We start from the raw sequence: 22034 nt of genomic DNA on the forward strand, positions 1-22034 counted from the left end.
GTCCGGGCCGCCCGCGCGCCGCGCCGCGCGAAGCTGACCATCGCCTGCTGAAGAACGCTTCCGAGATCCAGTTCACCTGCTGATCGCGGGCCGGGACCGCGCTGACCGGCCTGTTCGCGACCGGTATCCGTCTCGGCGCTCCGGCTCCCCACGCCAGAGCGCCGCCGGGTGCCGGTCGTCCGGCGTTTCGGATATCGAGTGTTCTCTTTTCAGTTTCACCGCCGGACGCCAAGATGGGGTATGGCCCCGATCACGCAATCGCGCACCCTGCTGCGGACCTGCCCGCTCTGCGAAGCGGTCTGCGGACTCGAACTCACCCTCGATGCCGACGACCACGTCACCTCGGTCCGCGGCGACCGGAACGATCCCTTCAGCAAGGGTTTTCTCTGCCCGAAGGGGGCCAGCTTCGGGCATCTCGACGAGGACCCGGACCGGGTGACCGAACCGCTGATCCGCGACCGCGCCACCGACACCTGGCGCGCCGCGTCCTGGGACGAAGCCTTCGATTACATCGCCGAGCGGTTTCCCGCCATCGTGGCCGAGCACGGAAACCAGTCGGCGGCGGCCTACTTGGGCAACCCCAATGCGCACACCGTCGCGGGCGCGCTATACGTACCGATCCTGCTGCGCGCGTTGAGCACGAAGAACATCTACTCCGCGAGCACCGCCGACCAGATGCCCAAGCAGGTGGCCAGCGGGCTGATGTTCGGCGACCCGCTGACCGTTCCGGTACCCGACCTGGACCGCACCGACTATCTGCTCATGCTCGGGGCGAACCCGCTGGAATCCAACGGCTCGCTGTGCACCGCGCCGGACTTTCCCGGCAGGCTGAAGGCGTTGCGGCGCAGAGGCGGCCGCTTCGTTGTGGTCGATCCCCGGGTGACGCGCACCGCGAAGCTGGCCGACGTGCACCTGTTCATCCGTCCGGGCAGCGATGCGTACCTGCTGTTCGGGATCGTGCACACGCTGTTCGCCGAGCAGCTGACCGATGTTCGCGTCGAGGTCACCGGACTGGACGAATTGCGCGCGGCCGCGGCGGCATTCGACCCGGAAACGGTGTCGGCGCGCACAGGGGTGCCCGCGGCGACGATCGTGCGACTTGCCCGCGAGCTCGCCGCAGCGCCGACCGCAGCGGTCTATGCCCGGATCGGCACCTGCACCGCCGAGTTCGGCACGATCACCCAGTGGCTGGTCGACGCGGTCAACACGCTGACCGGCAACCTCGACTCTCCCGGCGGCGCGATGTTCGCCATGGCTGCCGCGGGCGGCATTCCCCGCACCAGGCCGTTTCGCCCTGGGCGCTGGACCAGCCGGGTTCGCGAGCTGCCCGAGGCCATGGGTGAATTGCCTATCGCGACGCTCGCCGACGAGATCACCACGCCGGGCGAGGGACAAATCCGCGCGTTGGTGACGGTCGCCGGTAACCCGGTGCTGTCCGCGCCGAGCGGCGCCCGCTTGGACGCCGCGTTCGCCCAGCTGGACTTCATGGTGAGCGTGGACCGGTACGTGAACGAAACCACCAGGCACGCCGACGTGATCCTGCCGCCGCCGCGGCCGACCCAATCGCCGCACTACGATTTCGCCTTGCTGCAGTTCGCGGTTCGCAACTACGCCCGCTATTCGCCTCCACTGGTGCCGTTGGGCGACCGGCCTTCGGAGCCCGGCGTCCTGGCTCGCCTCGCCGCGGCGCTCACCGGCCGTCCGCACGACGGATCCGACGGCGTCGACCCGCTCACCGCCGTGGACGAACTGGTCATCGCGGGTCTGCTGCACAAGGCCGGGCTGGGCAACCGGCGCGGCGAGCTGCTCGGCGAGAACAGCACTGAGCAGCGCATCGACCTGATGCTGCGGCTCGGTCCGTACGGGGAATGGAACGGCGGCACGCTCAACCTGCAAGTACTACTGGACAACCCGCACGGCATCGACCTCGGCCCGCTGCGGCCGCGGCTGCCCGGCGTGTTGCGGACGGCTACCAAGCAGGTCGATCTGGCGCCGCAGCCGCTGCTCGACGATGTGGCGCGGATGCGCGACCGGCTCGACGACGCGGCACCGGAGCTCGTGCTGATCGGGCGACGGCAGCTGCGGTCCAACAACAGCTGGATGCACAACATCGCACCGCTGGTCAGCGGATCGAATCGCTGCACGCTGCAGATCAATCCCGCCGACGTGGCGCGGCTCGGACTCGGCGACCACGCCGTGGTGAAGTCGGCCGCCGGGACGCTGACGGTTGCGCTGGAGCCGACCGACGCCATCATGCCCGGGGTGGTGAGCCTGCCGCACGGTTGGGGCCACGTCGACAGCGCCCAAACCGTTGCCCGCGCACACGCCGGGGTCAACGCCAATGTGCTCACCGATGATTCGGTGGTCGACGTGCCGTCCGGCAACGCCGTGTTCAACGGAGTCCCGGTCACCCTGAGCTCTGTCTGATTTGCAGCGCCTGCGGCGCTGCGTGTTCGCGGCCCCCTTGTGGCTCGCGTCCGAGCGACCGCCGCTTGCGACTTCGTCGCTTGCGCGGCGGCCACTCGGACGCGAGCCGGGCCGCGAACAGGGAATGCTCGGTCTCGCTGCGCTCGAAACCGTTGGTCGGGCCCTGTCGTTGCGTGCCGCGGGATACGCGGGACTGGGTTGCACCGCCCTCGGGCGTCTCCTCTGACTGACCGCCGCTGGCCACGTCATTGGGACTCAACGGGCGCTCGGACCGGAGCCTTGCCGCTGGGCAATGCTCGGTTTCCTGAACTCGAAAACAAGGGTCGTGTAGCCGCGGCGATCTTGAATCCCTGGATCTTCCATGAGACCCGAGATGTTCACGGGTGGTCGCCAATTGACCCGAAACGGACAATTCCGTCCGGTCGGCCTTTAGCTATCCTTCGGAAACCCTTGCGGCGCGCGCACATTCCGTGCATTCTCAATGTTGATTTCGAAGTTTTGCCGTGCAGCTTTCATCTAAAATGGACGGGATTTCCGGTGCGACCGCGGTTCAACGTCGAGCCTCGTTGATCCTGATTCCGACGACCAGAGGGGCGGAGATGCGAGGTACACACCCTGGCAGTGCCGGCGAGCGCGAACTGCAGGAAAGGTACGGCTCACAAGCCCGTGCCCAGCGGTTCTACGACGATCAGATGCTGGACCGGCTCAATGCCACCATGATCGAATTCATCGGCCGCATGGAGATGGCCTTCATCGCCACAGCGGACGAAAACGGCGAATGCGACGCTAGTTTTCGTGCCGGACCGCCCGGTTTTCTGCATGTCGTCGACGAACGCAAGATCGCCTATCCGGAATACCGGGGCAACGGCGTGATGGCCAGTCTCGGCAACATCCTGGAGAATCCGCACGTCGGCATTCTGCTGATCGATTTCATGCGGGATCTCATCGGACTGCACATCAACGGTTCGGCACACATCGTCGCCGACCCCGCGCTGCGCGCCAGCGTGCCCGACCTACCCTCCAACTACCAGGGCCGTGTCGCGCAGCAATGGGTAGTGGTCGACATCGAAGAGGCTTATATCCACTGCCGCAAGCACATCCCGCACCTGGTTCCCGCCGCACGGGAGCAGCGCGAATGGGGCACCGACAACATGCGCGCCAAGGGCGGGGATTACTTCGGCGCCAAAGCGCAGAACCGGGAAGGCAGCCAGATCCCCGCTCACCCGCTGACCGTTGCTCCGGCCCCGGCGTCCGAGCGATCGGTCCCGATCTTGAAGATGACCAGGCGCTGGACGACGAAGTTGATCACCGTCGCGGTGCCCTGGGCGACGACGAAGGCCAGCGGCTGGCGCCACCACACCTCGTCGAAGGCGTGGTAGAGCACCGCGTTGATGCCGACCTGCACCGCGAAGGTGACCGCGTAGAGCACCACCACCGCGAGGAAGCGCAGGCGGCTGGGCGGGGCCTGGAAGGTCCAGCGGCGATTGATCAGGTAGGCGGTCGTGGTGCCCGCCACGAAGCCGATCGACTTCGCGACGCTGACCGGTAGGCCGACCAGGTTGAGCAGCAGGCTGTAGAGCCCGTAGTCGACGACGGCCGAGAACCCGCCGGTGAGGGTGAACCGGATGATCTGCGTCTTGAGGCCGACATCGGTGCTGTGTTCGATTCGGCGCTCCCGGGGCCCTGCGTGGTTACGCACGCTGCCTCCTTCGGGCCCGGCGCTCGCGCCGCCCGGCTCGTCGACCAGCGGCAGCTCGACCGGGAGCGGCAGGTGGGGTTCGGCTTGCACGCCGACGAGCGTAGCGCCGACCGGCCCGCGGCATGGATTCGGTTCTAAACCGACGTGTACGTCACTACCCGTGGGTAGAGCGACCCCGACCGGATCCGGCGTCATACCTGTAGCCTCTATGCCGATGTCCACGAAAGCTCCGACCGCCACCACGACAACCGGGAACGACAACGGTGCCGGCGTCACGAACGACGGCCCGGCTGCGGGGAACGCGTTCACTCTTCCGACGCGCACCCGCACGTTGACCGGGTGGGGTCGCACCGCACCCACCTCTTCCGAAGTGCTCTCGACCAGCGATCCCGAACTGATCGCCAAGGCAGTCGCCATGGTCGCCGAGGACAACGACGGCAAGCCCGCCCACCTGCGGCGCGGTGTGATCGCCCGCGGCCTCGGCCGCTCCTACGGCGACCACGCGCAGAACGCGGGCGGCCTGGTCGTCGACATGACCGCCCTGAACAACATCCACCGGATCGACCGCGACACGCGGATCGTGGACGTGGACGGCGGCGTCAGCCTGGACCAGCTCATGAAGGCAGCCCTGCCGTTCGGGCTCTGGGTTCCGGTGCTGCCCGGCACCCGCCAGGTGACCATCGGCGGCGCGATCGCCTCCGATATCCACGGCAAGAACCACCACAGCGAGGGCAGCTTCGGCAACCACGTGCGCTCGATCGAGCTGCTCACCGCCGATGGGCAGGTGCAGCACATCACGCCGAAGCGCAACGCCAAACTGTTCTGGGCGACCGTCGGCGGCAACGGGCTCACCGGCATCATCCTGCGCGCGACCATCGAGATGGCGCCGACGGAGACCGCGTACTTCCTCAACGACGGCGTGAAGACCACGACGCTCGACGAGACCATCGCCGCGCACAGCGACGGCAGCGAGGCGAACTACACCTACTCGAGCGCCTGGTTCGACGTGATCAGCCCGCTGCCCAAACTGGGCCGGGCCACCATCACCCGCGGCAGGCTGGCGAAGCTGGACGAGCTGCCCAAGCGGCTGCGCAGCAAGCCGCTGAAGTTCGACGCGCCGCAGCTGATGACCGTCCCGGACATCTTCCCGAACTGGACGATGAACAAGCTCACGCTGATGTCCATCGGCGAGGCGTACTACCGGATGGGCGGCAACTACACCGGCAAGGTGCAGAACCTGACGCAGTTCTACCACCCGCTGGACATGATCGCGGAGTGGAACCGCGGCTACGGCTCCAACGGCTTCCTGCAGTACCAGTTCGTGGTGCCGACCGAGGCGGTCGAGGAGTTCAAGCGGATCATCATCGATATCCAGGCGTCCGGGCACTACTCGGCGCTGAATGTGTTCAAGCTGTTCGGCCCGGGCAACCAGGCCCCGCTGAGCTTCCCGATGCCGGGCTGGAACATCTGCGTCGACTTCCCGATCAAGCGGGGCCTGAACGAGCTGGTCGGCGAGCTGGACCGGCGGGTGCTCGAGTTCGGCGGACGGTTGTACACCGCGAAGGATTCGCGGACCACCGCGGAGACGTTCCACCAGATGTATCCCCGGATCGACGAGTGGATCAAGGTCCGCCGCAGCGTCGATCCCACAGGCGTTTTCATGTCCGATATGGCGAGAAGGCTGGAGCTGCAGTGATCAATGCCGTTGGCAATCCGCAGTCGATTCTGCTGCTGGGTGGCACCTCGGAGATCGGCTTGGCAATCTGCGCGGAGTACCTGAAGAAAGGCCCCGCGCGCATCGTCCTCGCGGCGCTGCCCGGCGATCCGCTGCGCGAGGACGCGGTCGCCAAGATGAAGGCGGCGGGCGCGAGCCAGGTCGACGTCGTCGACTTCGACGCGCTGGACACCGATAGTCACCCGAAGGTGATCGACGCCGCGTGGGACTCCGGCGACGTGGACGTCGCCATCGTCGCCTTCGCCCTCGACGGCGACCCCGAACAGCTGTGGCAGAACCAGCGCAAGGCCGTGCAGGTGGCCCAGATCAACTACACCGCCGCGGTCTCGGTCGGTGTGCTGGTCGGCGAGAAGATGAAGGCGCAGGGCTTCGGGCGGATCATCGCGATGTCCTCCGTCGCCGGTGAACGGGTACGCCGCGCGAACTTCGTCTACGGGTCGACCAAGGCCGGCCTGGACGGTTTCTACCTCGGACTCGGCGAGGCGCTGCGCCCGCACGGCCCGCGCGTGCTGGTGATCCGGCCCGGCATGGTGCGCACCAAGTTCTCGGCGCACGTCAAAGAGGCCCCGCTCACCGTCGACAAGGAAGACGTCGCGGTGCTGGCGGTTTCGGCCTCGCAGAAGGGCAAGGAGCTGGTCTGGGCGCCGGGCGGCTTCCGCTACGTGATGATGATCCTGCGGCACATCCCGCGTTCGATCTTCCGCAGGCTGCCCATCTGATCCGGTAATCGGGCCAGGACCCAGTGCCCGCGTGATCCTCGATCACGCGGGCACCTATCGTCTGACGGAGTCGACCCCAGTGAATCCGGAGGCGTCATGCGAGTAATCGAGTGCGACGAGCGCGGAGCGGTCCGTTGAGCACGGTCACCGCGACGGGCGAGGCTCCGTCGCGCCGCGCCGATCCCGCGCCTGCGCCGGGGCGGACAGCGCTGCTGGTGCGGCAGATCGCCGCCGGTCTGGGGGAGGCCGCGCTCGCGGCGGTCGTTGCCGCCGTGGTGGCCGCGGTCGGGCTCGTCGCGTTCGCCATGGTGCAGTGGCCCGCCTTCAACTCCTCGAACGTCACGCGGGCGCTGACCACGGTCGGGCAGGTCGCCGCGGCGGTCCTGCTCGCGGTCGCGATCGCGCTGCTGCGGATGCGCACATGGCCTTGGGTCGCGAAACTGCTTTCCTGGGTGGGGCTCTCCACGTTCGTCACGGTCACGCTGGGCATGCCGCTGGCGGCGACCAAGCTGTACCTGTTCGGCGTCTCGGTGGACCAGGAGTTCCGCACCGAGTTCCTCACCCGGCTCACCGACTCCGCCGCGCTGCGCGACATGACGTACGCGGATCTGCCGTCGTTCTACCCGGCGGGCTGGTTCTGGATCGGCGGGCGGGTGGCGAATCTGCTCGGGATGGACGCCTGGGAGGTCTTCAAGCCGTACGCTATCGGCTTCCTCGCGGTGGCCGCGGTCGTCGCACTGGTGTTGTGGTCGAAGCTGATCCGCGCGGACTGGGCCGTGGGCGTCGCAGCGGCGAGCACCGCGGTCACGGTGGCGTACGCCGCGCCGGAGGCCTATAGCGCCGTCATCGTGGTGCTGCTTCCGCCCGCGCTCGTGCTCGCCTGGGGCGCGCTGTACCGGCCGCTGGAAGACGTCCGGTCGGGCGCGACGCCGGAGGACGAGCAGCGCACGGCGGGTGGCTGGGGTGCGGTCATCGGCACCGGGCTGTTTCTCGGCTGGGCGGCCACTTTCTACACCCTCTACTTCCTTGTGGCCGCCTTCGCGGTCGGCCTGATGGGGCTGCTGGCGACCGCACTGGCGGTGCGGGAACAGCGTGCCGCCGACCATCCGCGCCGCGGGGGCGCCGCAGCCACCGGTCGTCCCTGGCGCGCGGCGGTGCCACCGCTGGCGCGTCTGGTGGTGATCGGGGCGATCGCGGGAGTGGTCGGGCTCGTCGTGTGGGCGCCGTACCTTGCGAAGGCACTGCGCAGCACAACCGCCAGCTCTGGCACCGCGCTGCACTACCTGCCGGAAGCGGGTTCGGAGCTGCCGCTGCCGATGTTCGAGTTCTCGCTGCTCGGTGCCCTGTGCCTGGTCGGCACGGTGTGGCTGGTACTGCGTGCGGCGTCGTCACGGCGGGCGCAGGCGTTGGGGATCGGGGTGGCCGCGATCTATCTGTGGGCGCTGCTGTCCATGGCGGCCACGGCGGCGGGCACCACGCTGCTGTCGTTCCGGCTGGAACCGGTCTTGCTGGTGCTGCTCGCGGTCGCGGGGGTCTTCGGGTTCGTCGAGGGCGCGCGGGCGGTCTACCGTGCGTTGAACGAGCCCGCCCGGTTCCGGCTGGTGGTTATCGTCGTCGCTGCGGTCGGTGCGCTGGCGTTCACCCAGGACATCCCGCACGTCTTGGCGCCGGAGATCACCACCGCCTATACCGACACCGATGGCGACGGACGGCGTGCCGACCAACGGGCGGCCTCGGCCGTCTCGTTCTACCGTGACGTGGACGCCGCGCTCACCGCGCAGACCGGACGCCCGCGCTCGGACACCGTGGTGCTCACGGCCGACACCAGTTTCCTGTCCTTCTACCCCTACCTCGGCTTCCAGGCGCTCACCTCGCACTACGCCAACCCGCTCGCCGACTTCGCGGGCCGTGCGGCGGCGATCGAGCGCTGGAGCAAGCTGAAGACGCCCCAGGAGCTGCACGACGCACTGACGACGAGCCCATGGCGCGCGCCGGACGCGTTCCTGTTCCGGCGCAGCGGCGAAACCTACACGCTGCGGCTGGCCAAGGACGTCTACCCGAACGACCCGAACGTGGCGCGGTACACCGTGAGCTTCCCCAAAGAGCTGTTCGCCGACCCGCGCTTCAGCACGACCGACATCGGCCCGTTCACCCTCGTCACCGTCCGCCGCTGACCGGTTCCGCGCCGCAAGCCGAGCCGGCGCGCGGAGGTTGAACCCGCCGCCCAGTGGATAACCCTTCTCTTTGTGGGTCCACGCACCGCGTGGTTGGTTCCGGTGGGCGCCTGCTTCAGCGCCGGCGAGGAGAGATGTGCGGGTGAAACAGGCACAAGACGTCGAAACCGCCGAATCGGCGGACTCGGCGGTCGCGATCGTCACAGCGGCGGAGGTGCTCACCAGACCCGCGCGCCCGCGCCTTCTGCCCCGCATCCGGCTCAGCGGCGCCGACCTGCTCGTCGCGCTCGGCTATCTGGCGCTCGCGGCCACCGTGTTATCGGGTCAGTGGCGCAACACCGACAGCGGCTACCTGATCAAAAGTGGTCAGGACCAGACGATGTGGGAATGGTTCTTCGCGGTCACCGCGCATGCGGTCGCCAACCTGCAGAACCCACTCGGCACCGACCTGCAGAACTTCCCGGCCGGAGTGAACATGATGGCCAATACGGCCATGTTCGGTGTCGGCGTGCCGCTCACACCGGTCACGCTCCTCTTCGGACCCACCGTGACGTTCGTGCTCGTGCTCACCGCCGGCCTGGCCGGGACGGCGTTCGCCTGGTATCGCCTGTTCTGCCGGGAACTCGTCGACGCGCGGATCGCTGCGGTGATCGGCGGCCTCTTCTGCGGCTTCGCCCCCGGGATGATCTCGCACGCGAGCGCGCACCCGAACTTCGTCGTCCTGCTGCTGCTTCCGGTGATCGCGGGACGGGTGATCCGGATGGCGCGGCAGGGCAGCGGAATCGGACCCGATCGGCCGCGCAGGCGGGTTCGGGACGCGCTGGCGCTGGGGCTGCTGGTCGCGTTGCAGATCGCGCTCGGCGAAGAACCGCTGCTGATCTTCGCCCTCGCTTTCGGACTGTTCGCCGTCGTCTACTACCTGCACACACCGCGCACGGCGCTGCGCGTGGTGCGCGCGATCGCACCCACCCTCGCGCTGGCCGCGGTGATCACCCTGGCGCTCACCGAGATTCCGCTCTGGTGGCAGTTCTTCGGCCCGCAGAGCTACCGCTCGATCGACCACGGTCCGATGGGCAACGACCTCCGGGCACTGGTCCAGTTCCCGTCCGAATCGCTGGGCGGCGTCTTCGCTCCCGGCGAGAACGTGGCGATCAACCCCACCGAGCAGAACGCCTACTTCGGTTGGCCGCTGCTGCTCCTGGTCGTTCTCACGGTGGTGCTGCTGTGGCGTGACCGGGTGGTGCGGGCGGCGAGCGTGGTGATCGCGGTCTTCGGCGTGCTGTCGCTTGGCGGGGTCGTCACCATCGGCAAGCAGCCCACCGGCATCGCTCTGCCGTGGCGCTGGGCCGAGCAGGTGCCGCTGCTGAACACGGTGCTGGAGAGCAGGCTGAGCATGGCCGCGATCCCAGCCATCGCGGCGGTGCTCGCGCTCGGCACCGAGCGCGCGGTGACGACCTGGCGGCAGTCGGAGTCGGATCGGGGGCCCCTGGCCTGGTTCGCCGCGGTCATCTGCGCGCTGCTACCGCTGACCCCGACCATCCTCCCGGTGATCGATCGGGTGCCGACGCCGGATTTCTTCGCCGACGGCACGGTCGGGCGCTACGTCGGGGACGGTTCGGTGGTCATGGTGCCACCCCCGCGACCGCCGGACGCGCGGGCGCTGCGCTGGCAGGCCGACGCCGGCTTCACCTTCCCGCTGGCCGGCGGCTATTTCGTCGGCCCGACCGGCACCACCAAGAAAGGGATCTACGGCCCCGAGACCCGCCCGACCACCGCGTTGCTCGTGCAGGCGCAGGACACCGGGGTGGTGCCGCGGATCGACGCGGACACCCGCGCCCGCGCCCTCACCGACCTGCGGTTCTGGCACGCCGACGTCGTGGTGCTGCCGCCGACCACGAACGGCGAGGTGCTCCGCGAAACCGTCACCCAGCTGTTCGGATTCGCACCGACCCGGGTCGAGGACGTCTGGCTGTGGGACGTTCACATGCTGCGGTAGTCCGGGTCACACCGGACGGTAGCTAGCATCAACCACCGTGCGACCGGACCGAGCTTCACGAGCGTTCACCCGTAACCGATCGATCGCCCTCGTCTCAGGGCTCCTCGGCTTCCTCCTGGCTTTGCTGACCCCGCTGCTGCCCGTACAGCAGGATCGGGCGAGCCTGGACTGGCCCGAGCCCGGCACCGCGAGCGTCACGGCGCCGCTGGTGTCCTACGAACCCCTGCGGTTCAACGCGACGCTGCCCTGCTCACTCACCGGATCGGCCGCCGGGGGAACCGTGCTGTCCACCGCTCCGGTCGCTTCCGGACAGGCGGCGACCAAGGGCCTGGTCGTCTCGGTGACCGACGGCGTGCTCTCGGTGGTGCTGCGGGATGTCCCGCTGCTGTCGGCGCCGCTGGCCGAGGTCGGGTCCTGCGCGGCACTCACCATCGAGTCCACCGCGGCCGCCACCACCGCGGAACTCACCGGAGTGTCCAGACAGGACGGGACACCATTCAGGGCCACGGTAAGCCGTGACATCCGGCCGCAGCTGGTGGGCATGTTCACCGATCTGGACGCCGGTCGCCTCGACGGCGCGCGGGTACACGCGGAGATCGACTCGCGATTCTCGTCGACGCCGACGCCGCTGAAGCTGGCCGCGATGATCGCCGCCGCCGTGTTCACACTGATCGCGCTGATCGCCCTGCATCTGCTGGACACCAGCGACGGCCGCAGGCCACGGCGGTTCCTGCCCGCGCACTGGTGGCGGGTCACGCCCGCGGACGGTGTGGTACTGGGCACGCTGGCGCTGTGGCACGTCATCGGGGCCAACACCTCCGACGACGGCTACATCCTGAACATGGCGCGCGCGTCCGAGCACGCGGGCTACATGGCGAACTACTACCGGTGGTTCGCGGTGCCCGAAGCGCCCTTCGGCTGGTCCTACGAGGTGCTGGCGTGGATGGCCGGGATCTCCGACGCGAGCCTGTGGATGCGCCTGCCCACGTTGGCGGCCGGAATCGTCTGCTGGCTGGTGATCAGCCGGGAAGTGCTGCCGCGTCTCGGCGCCCGGGTGCGGCGCAACAAGGTGGCGCTGTGGACTGCGGGCTTGGTGTTCCTGGCATTCTGGCTGCCTTACGACAACGGCCTGCGTCCCGAGCCGCTGATCGCGGCGGGCGCGCTGCTCACCTGGTGCTCGATCGAACGCGCTATCGCGACCGGGCGATTGCTGCCCGCCGCGGTGGCCGTGCTGATCGCCGCGTTCTCGCTCGCGGCAGGCCCGACCGGCCTGATCTGCATCGCGGCGCTGATCGCCGGCTCCCGTCCGGTGCTGCTGATCCTGATCAAGCGTGCGCGCGGGGTGGTGCCGACCAGGACCGGACCGGACGCGGATGCGGCCGCCAGTGGTTCCACGAATGCCGCGGCCTCGGTGAATGCCCCTGCGGACGCGCAGAAGCCATCCCGGGCGGCCACCGTGTTCCGATTCGCGGCGCTCCTCGCGCCGGGCCTGGCCGCGGGCACGCTGGTGCTGGTGGTGATCTTCGCCGACCAGACGCTGGCGACGGTGCTGGAGGCGACCAGGGTGCGCACGATCGTCGGCCCGAACGTGGCGTGGTTCGACGAGCGCACCCGCTGGGACTCACTGCTGATGCTGTCGCCGGACGGCTCGCTGGCGCGGCGCTTCGGCGTGCTGGTGATGCTGCTGTGCCTGCTGGTGTGCGTATTGCAGGTGCTGCGCAAAGGACGGATTCCGGGCACCTCCCGCGGTCCGTCGGTGCGCATTCTCGGCATCGTTTTCGCATCGCTGTTCCTGATGATGTTCACCCCGACCAAGTGGACGCATCACTTCGGCGTGTACGCCGGACTGGCCGGGTCGCTGGCCGCACTCGCGGCGGTCGCGGTGGGCACCACCGGCATTCGCTCGCCGCGCAATCGCTCGCTGTTCGCCGCTGCGGTGCTGTTCCTGCTCGCGGTGACCTTCACCGGGTCGAACGGGTGGTGGTACGTCTCCAGCTACGGCGTCCCGTGGTGGGACAAGGCGCCGCTGGTCGCGGGTAAAGGATTGTCCACACTGTTCCTGGGGCTCAGCGGCGTCGCTTTGCTGATCGCCATCTGGCAGCACTATCGCGAGCCGTATCGGCGGGAGAGCACCGCGGCGCCACGGCGTTTCGACCGGTGGGCCTCGGCTCCGCTGACCATCGCCGCCGCCCTGCTCGTGATCTTCGAGGTCGCCTCACTGGCCAAGGCCGCGGCCGGCCAGTATCCCGCGTACTCGATCACCAAGTCGAACGTGGAGTCGATGCAAGGCGATTCGTGCGCGCTGGCCAACGATGTCTTGGTGGAGACCGACACCGCGGACTCGCTGCTGCAGCCCTACGCCGGCGCGCCCGCGGACGGATTGGCCGCGCAGAACACAGGCTTCACACCGAACGGGGTCGCCGGCGACCTCACCGCCGACGCCGAGGAGACGGTCAGCGGCGGCGCGAACTCGGTGGAGAAGGACTCCGAGAACAAGACCACCAAGACCACCGGCGCCGGTACGGGTGGCGGCACCACCGAGCAGGCCGGCGTCAACGGCAGCACCGTCGCGCTGCCGTTCGGTCTCGACCCGGCGAAGACTCCGGTGCTCGGCAGCTACCAGGAGGGCGAGCAGCAGCAGGCGAAGCTGACCACGCAGTGGTACCGGCTCGACCTGACCGACAGCATGCGCCACGACCCCGCCTACCAGGTGCTCGCGATCACCGCGGCGGGCCGCATCCGGTCGGTCGACGCCGATGGTGTGCTCACCTACGGGCAAGAACTGCATCTGGAATACGGCGTGCGCGACCAGAACGGAGAGATGCGCACCCTCGGCTCCGTCGACCCGCTCGACATCGGACCCGCGCCGTCCTGGCGCAACTTGCGCGTGCCGCTGGACCAACTGCCCGTCGAGGTGAATGCGGTGCGGTTGGTCGCGATCGACAACGACATCACGCCCAAGCAGTGGCTGGCCGTCACCCCGCCCCGGCTGCCCAAACTGGCCACGCTGAATTCGGTGGTCGGCTCACAGGATCCGGTGCTGCTCGACTGGCACGTCGGCCTGGCCTTCCCGTGCCAGCGTCCGTTCGACCACAAGGACGGCGTCGCCGAGATCCCGAACTGGCGCATCCTGCCCGACCGCGTCGGCTCCGACGCCTCCAACGCCTGGCAGGACGACATCGGCGGCGGCCCCCTCGGCTGGACCGGTCTCCTGCTGAAGGCGCAGACCGTCCCCAGCTACCTCGACCGCGACTGGGCACGTGACTGGGGTTCCCTGGAGCAGTTCACCCCCTACGACCCGAACGCCCGTCCCGCCACCGTCGACGTCACCGTCCAGACCCGCAGCGGACTGTCGAACGACGATCCGATCCGCATCCGCTGACAACCAAGGCGGGGCGCACGACAGTGTGCCCCGCCTTGCATGGACCGCTACGCCGATCGAGGCGAGCGCAGCACAGCCGCAGCGGAATCGGCACACGGGCTTCTGGAATCGCTTGGGGCATCCCGTCATGGCCGCCGCCGACCGATCGCGCCCCACCCACAAAACCGGTTGTACGGTCTGAAAAATATGCTCCCACCTGTGGCGATGCATCGCAGGACGAATCGGGCTCGTGGCCTTAATCTGAGATTTATGACAACGGCATTCGATGATATGGATCTGCGCGATCTTGTCGGACTGCTCAGCGAAGAGGAACAACGGGAGCTGCGACCTGCGGTGCTGCGGGTGCTCAACCGCCTCCCCTCGCAAGAGGTGCTCCGGCGCGAGCTCGGTCTTCGCCTGAAGGTCTGAGCGCCCGGTTTCGCACCGGAAATAGACGGCAGGGCCGCCGCGCAGGATTGCCTGCGCGGCGGCCCTGTGTCCGGGTATGGGCTCCTAACCCGTGCTCAGCTCGCCGAAAGCGACGTCGATGGGTATCGGCACGTCCACGGTCAGCCGACGAGTATGCAGGCACACAAGGTGATACCGGCCTTCGGAGAGCCGGTATTCCTCGATCTGCTCGATTCCGTCGCCTGGCTCGGTGAGAAACACGATGAGGTAAACCGGGATACCGGCCGATGCGTACGCGGCCTTCTTCTCCACCGTGTCGGTGTGATGCGAACTGTCCGGAGAGACGATCTCCACCACAAGCACGGCGTCATCGGCGTAAAGCTTCGCATCATCGTCCAGGCAGCGATACACGACAATGTCCGGTCGACGGAGGCTGAGCGGAATATCGCTGAGCCGGACGTCGACGTCTGTCTCGACCATCAAGCATGGCTCTGGTTTGCGCGCCGCTTCCATGTGCGCCGCCATACGTCGCGCCACCCGGTTGTGCAGCCGGGATGGGCTTTCGCACTTCACGATATGACCGTCGACAACCTCGATGGTTCGGCAGAAATCGGCAGGCAGCAGTTCATAATCCCGCGCGGTGATCTGGTCCGGTATCCAGCGGTACCAGTCGCTGGGCGCGCTGCTCGTCATGCCCCGAGACTACCGGCAGGCTTACACGAACCCATGCCTGTTTCCAGTCCGCCGAGATTCGTGGCGACACCGTCGAATACGGAAGGGCCGCCGCGCGGGAATTCGCCTGCGCGGCGGCCCTGTGTCCGGATGGGTCAGAACACCCGCAGCAAGCCCGGCGACCACAGACCCGACCTGGTCGCCGTCCCGGTGTCCAGCTTGGCCGGGACCGCGTTGCGGTCGTACTGGTCGTAGCGCTCCAGCGAACCCCAGTCGCGCGCCCAGTCGTTCTTCAGATATGTGGGCACGGTGACCGACTTCGCCAGCATCTGCGAGAAGCCGAGCGGACCGCCGAACTCCTCGGCCTGCCAGGTGTTGGTGGAGCTGATGGCCAGGGGGCGGTCCGGGAGGATGCGGTAACCGGGTACCTCCGCCACGCCGTTCTCGTGGTCGAACGGCCGCTGGCACGGGAACTGCAGGCCCACCGCCCAGTCCAGCAGAATCGGCTGCTGCGAACCGAGCAGGGTGTTCAGCGAGTGCAGCTTCGGCATCCGCGGCGGGGTGAACGCCAGCCACTGGTCGCCGATCAGGATCGGGTCGTTGGCGACGATGCGCACCGCATCGGCATCGGGCGCGATCTCATCCAACGGCACCCGCAGGTTGCGCCAGGACGGGAACGGGCCGATGTCGCGCGGCAGGTAGGTGCCGAGCCTCTGCACGCTGCCGTCGGGCAGCCGCTTGCCGTAGTCGACGGTGAGCGACTGGCCGTACTTCATCGCGCCGGTGTCGTCGAAGGAGAGGATGCGCCCCGCGGCCGAGATCACGACCAGCGGCGTGTCCGCCGAACGGGCCGGCAGCTGGTACCAGCTCGAGGTGACACTCGCGGGTTGCTGCACACCGTTCTGGTAGCTGCCGAGGATCGGCGTGGTCGCCGGGTCCAAGCCGAACGGAAGGGCGACGGTGCTGCCGTTGACGCCGCGCGCGCCCTGACCGCCACCGGTGCCCGCGCTCTGCCCCTCGGCGAACGCCGCGCCGACCGACTGGGTGGAGGTGTTGCCGGTGCCCGGCTTCACCTCGACGCTGTCGGCGGACAAGTCGTCGGGCACGCCGTTCGGGGCGAAACCGACCGGGTCGATGCCGGCCAGCGGGTCGGCCGGATCGGTCGGCGGATGCGCCGGATCGATGATCGGCTCCAGCCTGCCGCCGTTCGGGTCCGGTTCCACCAGCACGTCGTTGGCCAGGCCGCAGGTGCTGCCGCCGAGCGCGTCGATGTTCGAGCGGGCCAGCGAGTACGCCGGGTACTGCGACACCGCACCCTTGACCAGCGACAGCACCTCCAGCGCCACCATCGCCGCGGCGACCACGGTCAGCGGGATCGCGGCGAACCGGCGAATCCGCCTGCCCCGGGCCGTCCGCGCCGACGGCTGCGGCTTGGTGTAATCCTCCCGCAGCGCGTGCCAGGCGACCAGCGCGAGCGCCAAGCCGAACAGCATGAGCATCAGCGTGTTCGACTGGTACCCGTGCAGCGATATGCGCTTGTCGAACCACGGCACGCCGAAGCTGGACACGTACCAGTAGCCGTTGATGCCGGAGAAGGCGACCGCGAGCACGAACAGCAACCCGGCCAGGAAGATCGCCCGGTTCTTGCGCGCCCGCAGCGCGCTCGCCGAGACCGCGACCGCGGTGACCGCCGCCAGCGAGCCCGCGATACCCGCGTACGCGCCGAAGTGGTGGGTCCACTTGGTCGGGTTGAACATCATGAAGAAGATCGTTCCGAAGACCACGCCCATCAGCCGCCAGGTCGGCCCGCTCGCGATGCCGGGCACCTGCCTGCGCCGCAGCAGCACCAGCATGGTGGTGAACAGGCACAGCAGCATCACCAGGAAGGCGAAGCGGCGCGACAGCGAGCCGTCGACAGTCTCCACGAACAGGTAGTAGTAGCGCAGGTAGTCCTCGTACCAGGCCAGGTTCGGCCCGGTCACCTGACGCACCCGGTTGGCCTCCTGGATACCGGCGAAGGTCTGGTCGCTGTAGACCACCGTCAGCACCAGGACACCGGCCGCGGCGATCGGCGCGAGCAGCGGCAGCGTCGAACCCCACCGGCCTGCGCCCTCGGCGGCGAACCGCCGGTGCCTGCGCACCACGATGCGCACCAGCGGCCGGATGCCCGCCAGCAGCGCCGCCACGCACATCAGACCCGTCGGCGCTGCGGCCAAGGTGAAGGCCGCCACCAGCACGGCAACCGCCGCGGGCAACAGGCGACCGGTCGCGATAGCCCGCTCGATAGACACCCAGGTCAGCAGCGCGCCGAGCGCGACGATCGGTTCCGAGCGCAGACCGTTGTCGAACGGCAGCCAGAACGCCAGGAACACCAAACCACCGGTCCACAGCGCCACCTTGCTGGTGCGCACGCCCCGGCCCAGCCGCGGCACGACCTCGCGGCTGATCACCAGCCAGCACAGAATCGCGCAGGCCAGCGCGGGCAGCCGCACCCACGCGCTGGCCGTGGAGATCTCCGAGAAGACCTGGATCACGTAGTAGTACCAGCCGAACGGCGCCTCCGGCACGCCGTACCAGCGGAAGTAGTTGGCCATGTAGCCCGCGTGCGGGGCCACCCGCACCATGCTGAGGATGTAGCCGTCGTCGGAGGTGTTCGCGCCCGCGAAGTGCCAGAGCAGCAGGGTGCCGATCACCGCGCCGTCCGCCCAGGTCGGCCGCAGCCAGTTCGCCGGGAGGAACCGGCGGTGCCCGCGCCCGTCACTACCGTCGAGCCGGGCCAGCGCCGCCAGCGCCACCAGCGTGCACAGCACTGCCGCGAGCATCGCGATCAGCTTGATCGCTGTGGGGCTGGAGGAGAAACGGGTGTCCACGGTCATCTGGAGACCGAGCCCGGCGGGCGCCGCGCCCTTCAGGTCGGAGAAGACGCCCACCACCTGGGGCCGCAGATCGCCGCTCAGCTGGCCCTCCACCGGCACCGTCACCGTCTCGGGGGCCGCACCCTCGACCGGCCGCTCGATCTGCCTGGTGAGCCCGTTGAACACCGCGTACGTGCGATCGGCGTCCGAGCTGATACTCAGCGACGTGCACTCGCCCATCCGCGCGCGGTCGGCGGACACCACGACCGCGTTGCGGTCGATCACGTCCACCGTGCTCTCCGAGACCCGCACGAACATGGCCTCCAGCGCGGCGCGGTCACCCTGCGGCGGCGCGGTGGCCAGCAGCATGCCGCCCCGCTCGGGCAGCTGGGCGATCGTGTCGCACGGAATCGTCGCCGTCAGCTCGATCGGGACCTGCGACATCAGCGGCGCCTGGACGTTGCCGAGCGTTCCGCTCTGCGGCCAGTTCAGCACCGCGGTCGTCTGCGTGACCGGCAGGAACGGCGTCGCCAGCGCGAACAGCGCGCCGAGCACTCCGGCGACCAGCGCGATCAAGCGCGCGGTCCGGTAATCGCTCGGTTTCACCGCCGGGGTGGCGGGGGGTTTCGTCAGAACAGCGGTAGCGGCGTCGGGCACGGTTGGCAATGCTAGCGGCACACATGTCCGAGCGGGCAGAGCGTACGCCGGAGAATTCGAGGCTCTTTGAGTGTTCGGAGCCGACCGCGGGAGTGTTGGGCCGACCGGCGAGAATTTTCGGCCTCGAAATCACCGCGAACCAACGCTTCGACCCCCGTCATGCTGACCTACGAGGGCCACGATGGAAAGGTGGGGGTATGACCAAGGTGAATCTCTCGACGAACTACGGACAGATCGTCCTCGAACTGGATGATGAGAAGGCGCCGAACACCGTGCGCAATTTCGTGGATTACGTGAACTCCGGCCACTACAACGGCACGATCTTCCACCGCGTCATCCCCGGCTTCATGATCCAGGGCGGCGGCTTCGAGCCCGGCCTGCGCCAGAAGGGCACCAAGGCTCCGATTCAGAACGAGGCGAACAACGGCCTGAAGAACACCAAGTACACCGTCGCGATGGCGCGCACCAACGACCCGCACTCGGCCACCGCGCAGTTCTTCGTCAACGTCTCCGACAACGACTTCCTCAACCACTCCGCCCCCACCCCGGCCGGCTGGGGCTACGCCGTCTTCGGCGCGGTGACCGAAGGCGCCGACGTGGTCGACAAGATCGCGGGCGTCCGGACCTCCTCCGCAGGCATGCACCAGGATGTGCCGGTCGACGATGTCGTCATCGAATCCGCCAGCGTCAGCTGATCTTTCGATACACCGAACGTGAATCGGGCCGCGCCCCAAAGGGTGCGGCCCGATCGTGTTCCGGCATCGCTACAGCGGCAGCAGGTGGTGCTTGCGCGGGTTGCGGGCAACCCCTTTGTCCCGCAACAGCTGTAGCGCGCGGCGCAGTTCCAGCCGGGTCCTCGACGGCTCGATGACCGCGTCGATGTACCCGCGCTCGGCGGCCACCCATGGCGTCGCCACGGTGGCGTTGTAGAAGTCGATCATCTGTTGGCGGATCGCCCCACGCTGCTCCTCCGGCGCGGCCTCGATCTGCTTGCCGCCGATCAGGCTGACCGCGCTCTCGGCGCCCATCACGGCGATGCGCGCGGTGGGCCAGGCCAGGTTCACGTCGGCGCCCAGCTGCTTGGATCCCATCACGGCGTAGCCGCCGCCGTAGGACTTGCGGATCACCACGGTCACCTTCGGCACGCTGGCCTCGACGTAGGAGAACAGGAACCGCCCGCCGCGCTTGATGACGCCGATCTTCTCCTGCTCCACTCCGGGCAGGAAGCCGGGCGTGTCGACCACGAACACCAGTGGGAGTTCGAACGCGTCGCACAACCGCACGAAATGCGCCGCCTTGTCCGATGCCCGCGCGTCCAACGCGCCCGCGTACACCATCGGCTGGTTGGCGACCACGCCGACGCTGCGCCCGTCGACACGGGCGAAACCGGTGATGATGTTGCGGCCCGCGGACGCGCCGACCTCATGGAATCCGCCGTCGTCGAAGATCCGCAGCAGGATCTCGTGCATGTCGTACCCGGCGTTGTCGGAGTCCGGGACGATCGAGTTCAGCTCCAGGTCGCTGTCGGTGGTGCCCGGTTCGAGGCCGGGATTCACGATCGGCGCCAGTTCCTGGCAGCTGGTCGGCAAGTAGCTCAGGTAGTCGCGCACCCACTCGAATGCGGCCGCCTCGTCCTTGGCGACGTGGTGGATATTGCCGTACTCGGCCTGGCTGCGCGCGCCGCCGAGTTCCTCGAGACTCACGTCCTCGCCGGTGACCTCGCGGATCACCTTCGGACCGGTGACGAACATGTACGCCTCGTCGGTCGCCACTACCACGTCGGTGTTGATCGGCGCGTACACGGCGCCGCCCGCGCACTTGCCGAGGATGATCGAGACCTGCGGGACCAGACCCGACAGCGGCTCCTGACGCCGCCCCAGCTCCGCGTACCACGCCAGCGAGGTCACCGCCTCCTGCACGCGCGCCCCGCCGGAGTCGTTGATACCGACCACCGGGCAGCCGACCTTGGCCGCGTACTCCAGCAGCCCGGCCACCTTGCGGCCGAACATCTCACCCACCGAACCGCCGTAGACGGTCTGGTCGTGGGAGAACACCGCGACCGGCCTGCCTTCGACCAAGCCGTGCCCGGTGACGACGCCGTCGCCGTACAGCGCGGCGGAATCACCCGGTTTGCGGACCAGCGCACCGATTTCCACGAAAGTGCCCGGATCGAGCAGCATGTTGATCCGATCGCGGGCACTGGGGATCCCTTTCTTCGCCCGCTTGGCCACCCCCGCTTCACCCGCTGGCTCCTGCGCTAACTCCAGTCGCTTGCGCAGGTCGGCGAGTTTTTCGGCAGTAGTGCTCACTTGGCCCCTTTCGCCTCGATCGCGGCGAGCTTCGCGGTCAGGTCGGCCCCGATCTTCCCGATCCGCGGTTCATCGATGATCTGCAGGTGGTCGCCCGCGATGTGGACGACTTCCAAATTCGGGATGTACTCGTCCCAGCCGCCGTTGGGCAGCCTGTCGGCGAAGCGCGGCTCCAGCTCGATCATCCCGTCGTGATAGCGATCGGCGAGGTAGAGCACCACATTGCCGTCGTAGTGGGACGGCTGGGTCTTGGCGAGCTCACGGCTCTCGATCCACGAAGTGCGCTGGTGTTCGAGCACACCGCCGGGAATCTTCGTGCCGCTGATCTTGATCAGATCACTGATCATCTTGAACTGCTCAGCGTCGGATGCGGCGGCCAGTGTCTCCAACTGTTCGCGGTCCAGTTCGCCGTCGACGCCGTAGGTCTTCTTGGCGAACACCTGATAGCGCTCGATCCGGCGCACGCGCTCCTCGGGACTGTTGTCCTCGCCCTGCGTCGGGATGGCCAGATCGATCAGGCCGACCACCCGAACGTCCGCGCCCTCGGCACGAAGCAACTGCGCGGTCTGCATAGCCAGCACCGCACCCAGCGACCAGCCGTACAGCACGAACGGACCGTCACCCTGAAGCTTGCGGAGCTCAGCAAGGTACTGGCGAGCTCGTTCCTCGATCGAACCATCGACCCGCTCCAAGCCGTACATCGGCGTTTCGGCAGGCAGTCGCTTCAACAGCGGTTCGTATACCAGAGTGTTCCCACCCGAAGGATGGAACACGAACACCGGCACGGCGTCCGAGCCCTCCGCGCGCGGCCGCAACGGACGAACGAAGCCGTCCACGTCCGCGCCGCTGTCCTGCAGGTTGCGGACGATGTCGGCGAGCTGCTCGATGGTCTCGCAGTCGAGCACATCATCGACCGTGACCTCCGCCTTGACCCGTTCGGTCAGGCGCGCGGCCAGCTTCTCCGCGGTGTCCTCGTCGAGGATCGGCAGCGTGTTGAAGATGCCCTTGGCGGACTTGCCGGT

Annotated in this window: 13 protein-coding genes and 1 pseudogene; 9 read left to right on the plus strand and 5 right to left on the minus strand. The window is 68.3% G+C overall.

Going from position 1 to position 22034, the window contains the following annotated elements:
- Positions 1 to 240 precede the first annotated feature (240 nt).
- Both NA4_RS30530 and NA4_RS39610 read left to right on the plus strand, forming a co-directional pair.
- Positions 241 to 2427, plus strand: a complete 2187-nt coding sequence (locus NA4_RS30530) for a molybdopterin-dependent oxidoreductase (RefSeq protein WP_067477913.1) — start codon at positions 241 to 243, stop codon at positions 2425 to 2427.
- A 599-nt stretch (positions 2428 to 3026) separates the two neighbouring features.
- Positions 3027 to 3659: pseudogene (locus tag NA4_RS39610) on the plus strand (pyridoxamine 5'-phosphate oxidase family protein); the annotation flags it as partial.
- On the opposite strand, the gene NA4_RS42905 reads toward NA4_RS39610, so the two are convergent.
- Positions 3647 to 4126 carry a GtrA family protein gene (locus NA4_RS42905; RefSeq protein ID WP_373862853.1) on the minus strand — a complete coding sequence of 160 codons (480 nt, stop codon included), beginning with the start codon at positions 4124 to 4126 and terminating at the stop codon, positions 3647 to 3649. The pseudogene NA4_RS39610 and the gene NA4_RS42905 sit on opposite strands and share 13 nt — an antisense overlap.
- A gap of 208 nt (positions 4127 to 4334) precedes the next feature.
- Here NA4_RS42905 and dprE1 point away from each other — a divergent pair, with 208 nt between their 5' ends.
- From dprE1 to NA4_RS41675, 6 genes are all read left to right on the plus strand, one after another.
- Complete coding sequence (gene dprE1 / locus NA4_RS30540) at positions 4335 to 5822, plus strand: decaprenylphosphoryl-beta-D-ribose oxidase (RefSeq protein ID WP_245671658.1); 1488 nt, start codon at positions 4335 to 4337, stop codon at positions 5820 to 5822.
- Complete coding sequence (dprE2, locus tag NA4_RS30545; RefSeq protein ID WP_067477916.1) at positions 5819 to 6580, plus strand: decaprenylphospho-beta-D-erythro-pentofuranosid-2-ulose 2-reductase; 762 nt, start codon at positions 5819 to 5821, stop codon at positions 6578 to 6580. Before dprE1 ends, dprE2 begins: the two co-directional genes overlap by 4 nt.
- Before the next feature lie 224 nt (positions 6581 to 6804).
- Positions 6805 to 8754, plus strand: coding sequence for a galactan 5-O-arabinofuranosyltransferase (locus NA4_RS30550; RefSeq protein ID WP_373862854.1), 1950 nt, complete (start codon positions 6805 to 6807; stop codon positions 8752 to 8754).
- Positions 8755 to 8896: 142 nt separating this feature from the next.
- Positions 8897 to 10750, plus strand: a complete 1854-nt coding sequence (locus tag NA4_RS30555; protein WP_245671659.1) for a glycosyl transferase — start codon at positions 8897 to 8899, stop codon at positions 10748 to 10750.
- Between the two features lie 37 nt (positions 10751 to 10787).
- Entirely contained in the window at positions 10788 to 14132 is a 3345-nt protein-coding gene (locus NA4_RS30560; protein ID WP_067477919.1) for an arabinosyltransferase domain-containing protein, read from the plus strand.
- A 249-nt stretch (positions 14133 to 14381) separates the two neighbouring features.
- Positions 14382 to 14540 (plus strand): hypothetical protein, encoded by a 159-nt coding sequence (locus tag NA4_RS41675; RefSeq protein WP_169333839.1) that lies wholly within the window; start codon positions 14382 to 14384, stop codon positions 14538 to 14540.
- 84 nt (positions 14541 to 14624) lie between these two features.
- On the opposite strand, the gene NA4_RS30565 is transcribed toward NA4_RS41675, so the two are convergent.
- Together NA4_RS30565 and NA4_RS30570 are read right to left on the minus strand one after the other, a co-directional pair.
- On the minus strand, positions 14625 to 15212 hold the full coding sequence (locus NA4_RS30565) for a Uma2 family endonuclease (protein WP_067477922.1): 588 nt from the start codon (positions 15210 to 15212) through the stop codon (positions 14625 to 14627).
- 134 nt (positions 15213 to 15346) lie between these two features.
- Positions 15347 to 18703, minus strand: a complete 3357-nt coding sequence (locus NA4_RS30570) for an arabinosyltransferase domain-containing protein (protein WP_245671660.1) — start codon at positions 18701 to 18703, stop codon at positions 15347 to 15349.
- Positions 18704 to 18900: 197 nt separating this feature from the next.
- Here NA4_RS30570 and NA4_RS30575 point away from each other — a divergent pair, with 197 nt between their 5' ends.
- Entirely contained in the window at positions 18901 to 19398 is a 498-nt protein-coding gene (locus tag NA4_RS30575) for a peptidylprolyl isomerase (protein WP_067477928.1), read from the plus strand.
- Positions 19399 to 19467: 69 nt separating this feature from the next.
- Here NA4_RS30575 and NA4_RS30580 read toward each other — a convergent pair whose 3' ends face one another.
- Both NA4_RS30580 and NA4_RS30585 read right to left on the minus strand, forming a co-directional pair.
- Positions 19468 to 21012, minus strand: a complete 1545-nt coding sequence (locus NA4_RS30580; protein ID WP_067477932.1) for an acyl-CoA carboxylase subunit beta — start codon at positions 21010 to 21012, stop codon at positions 19468 to 19470.
- Positions 21009 to 22034, minus strand: a 1026-nt coding sequence (locus tag NA4_RS30585; protein WP_245671661.1) for a thioesterase domain-containing protein, incomplete at its 5' end; no start/stop codon positions are given. The genes NA4_RS30580 and NA4_RS30585, both read right to left, overlap by 4 nt.

The organism is Nocardia amamiensis NBRC 102102 (genome assembly GCF_001612745.1).
GTDB classification, from domain to species: domain Bacteria; phylum Actinomycetota; class Actinomycetes; order Mycobacteriales; family Mycobacteriaceae; genus Nocardia; species Nocardia amamiensis.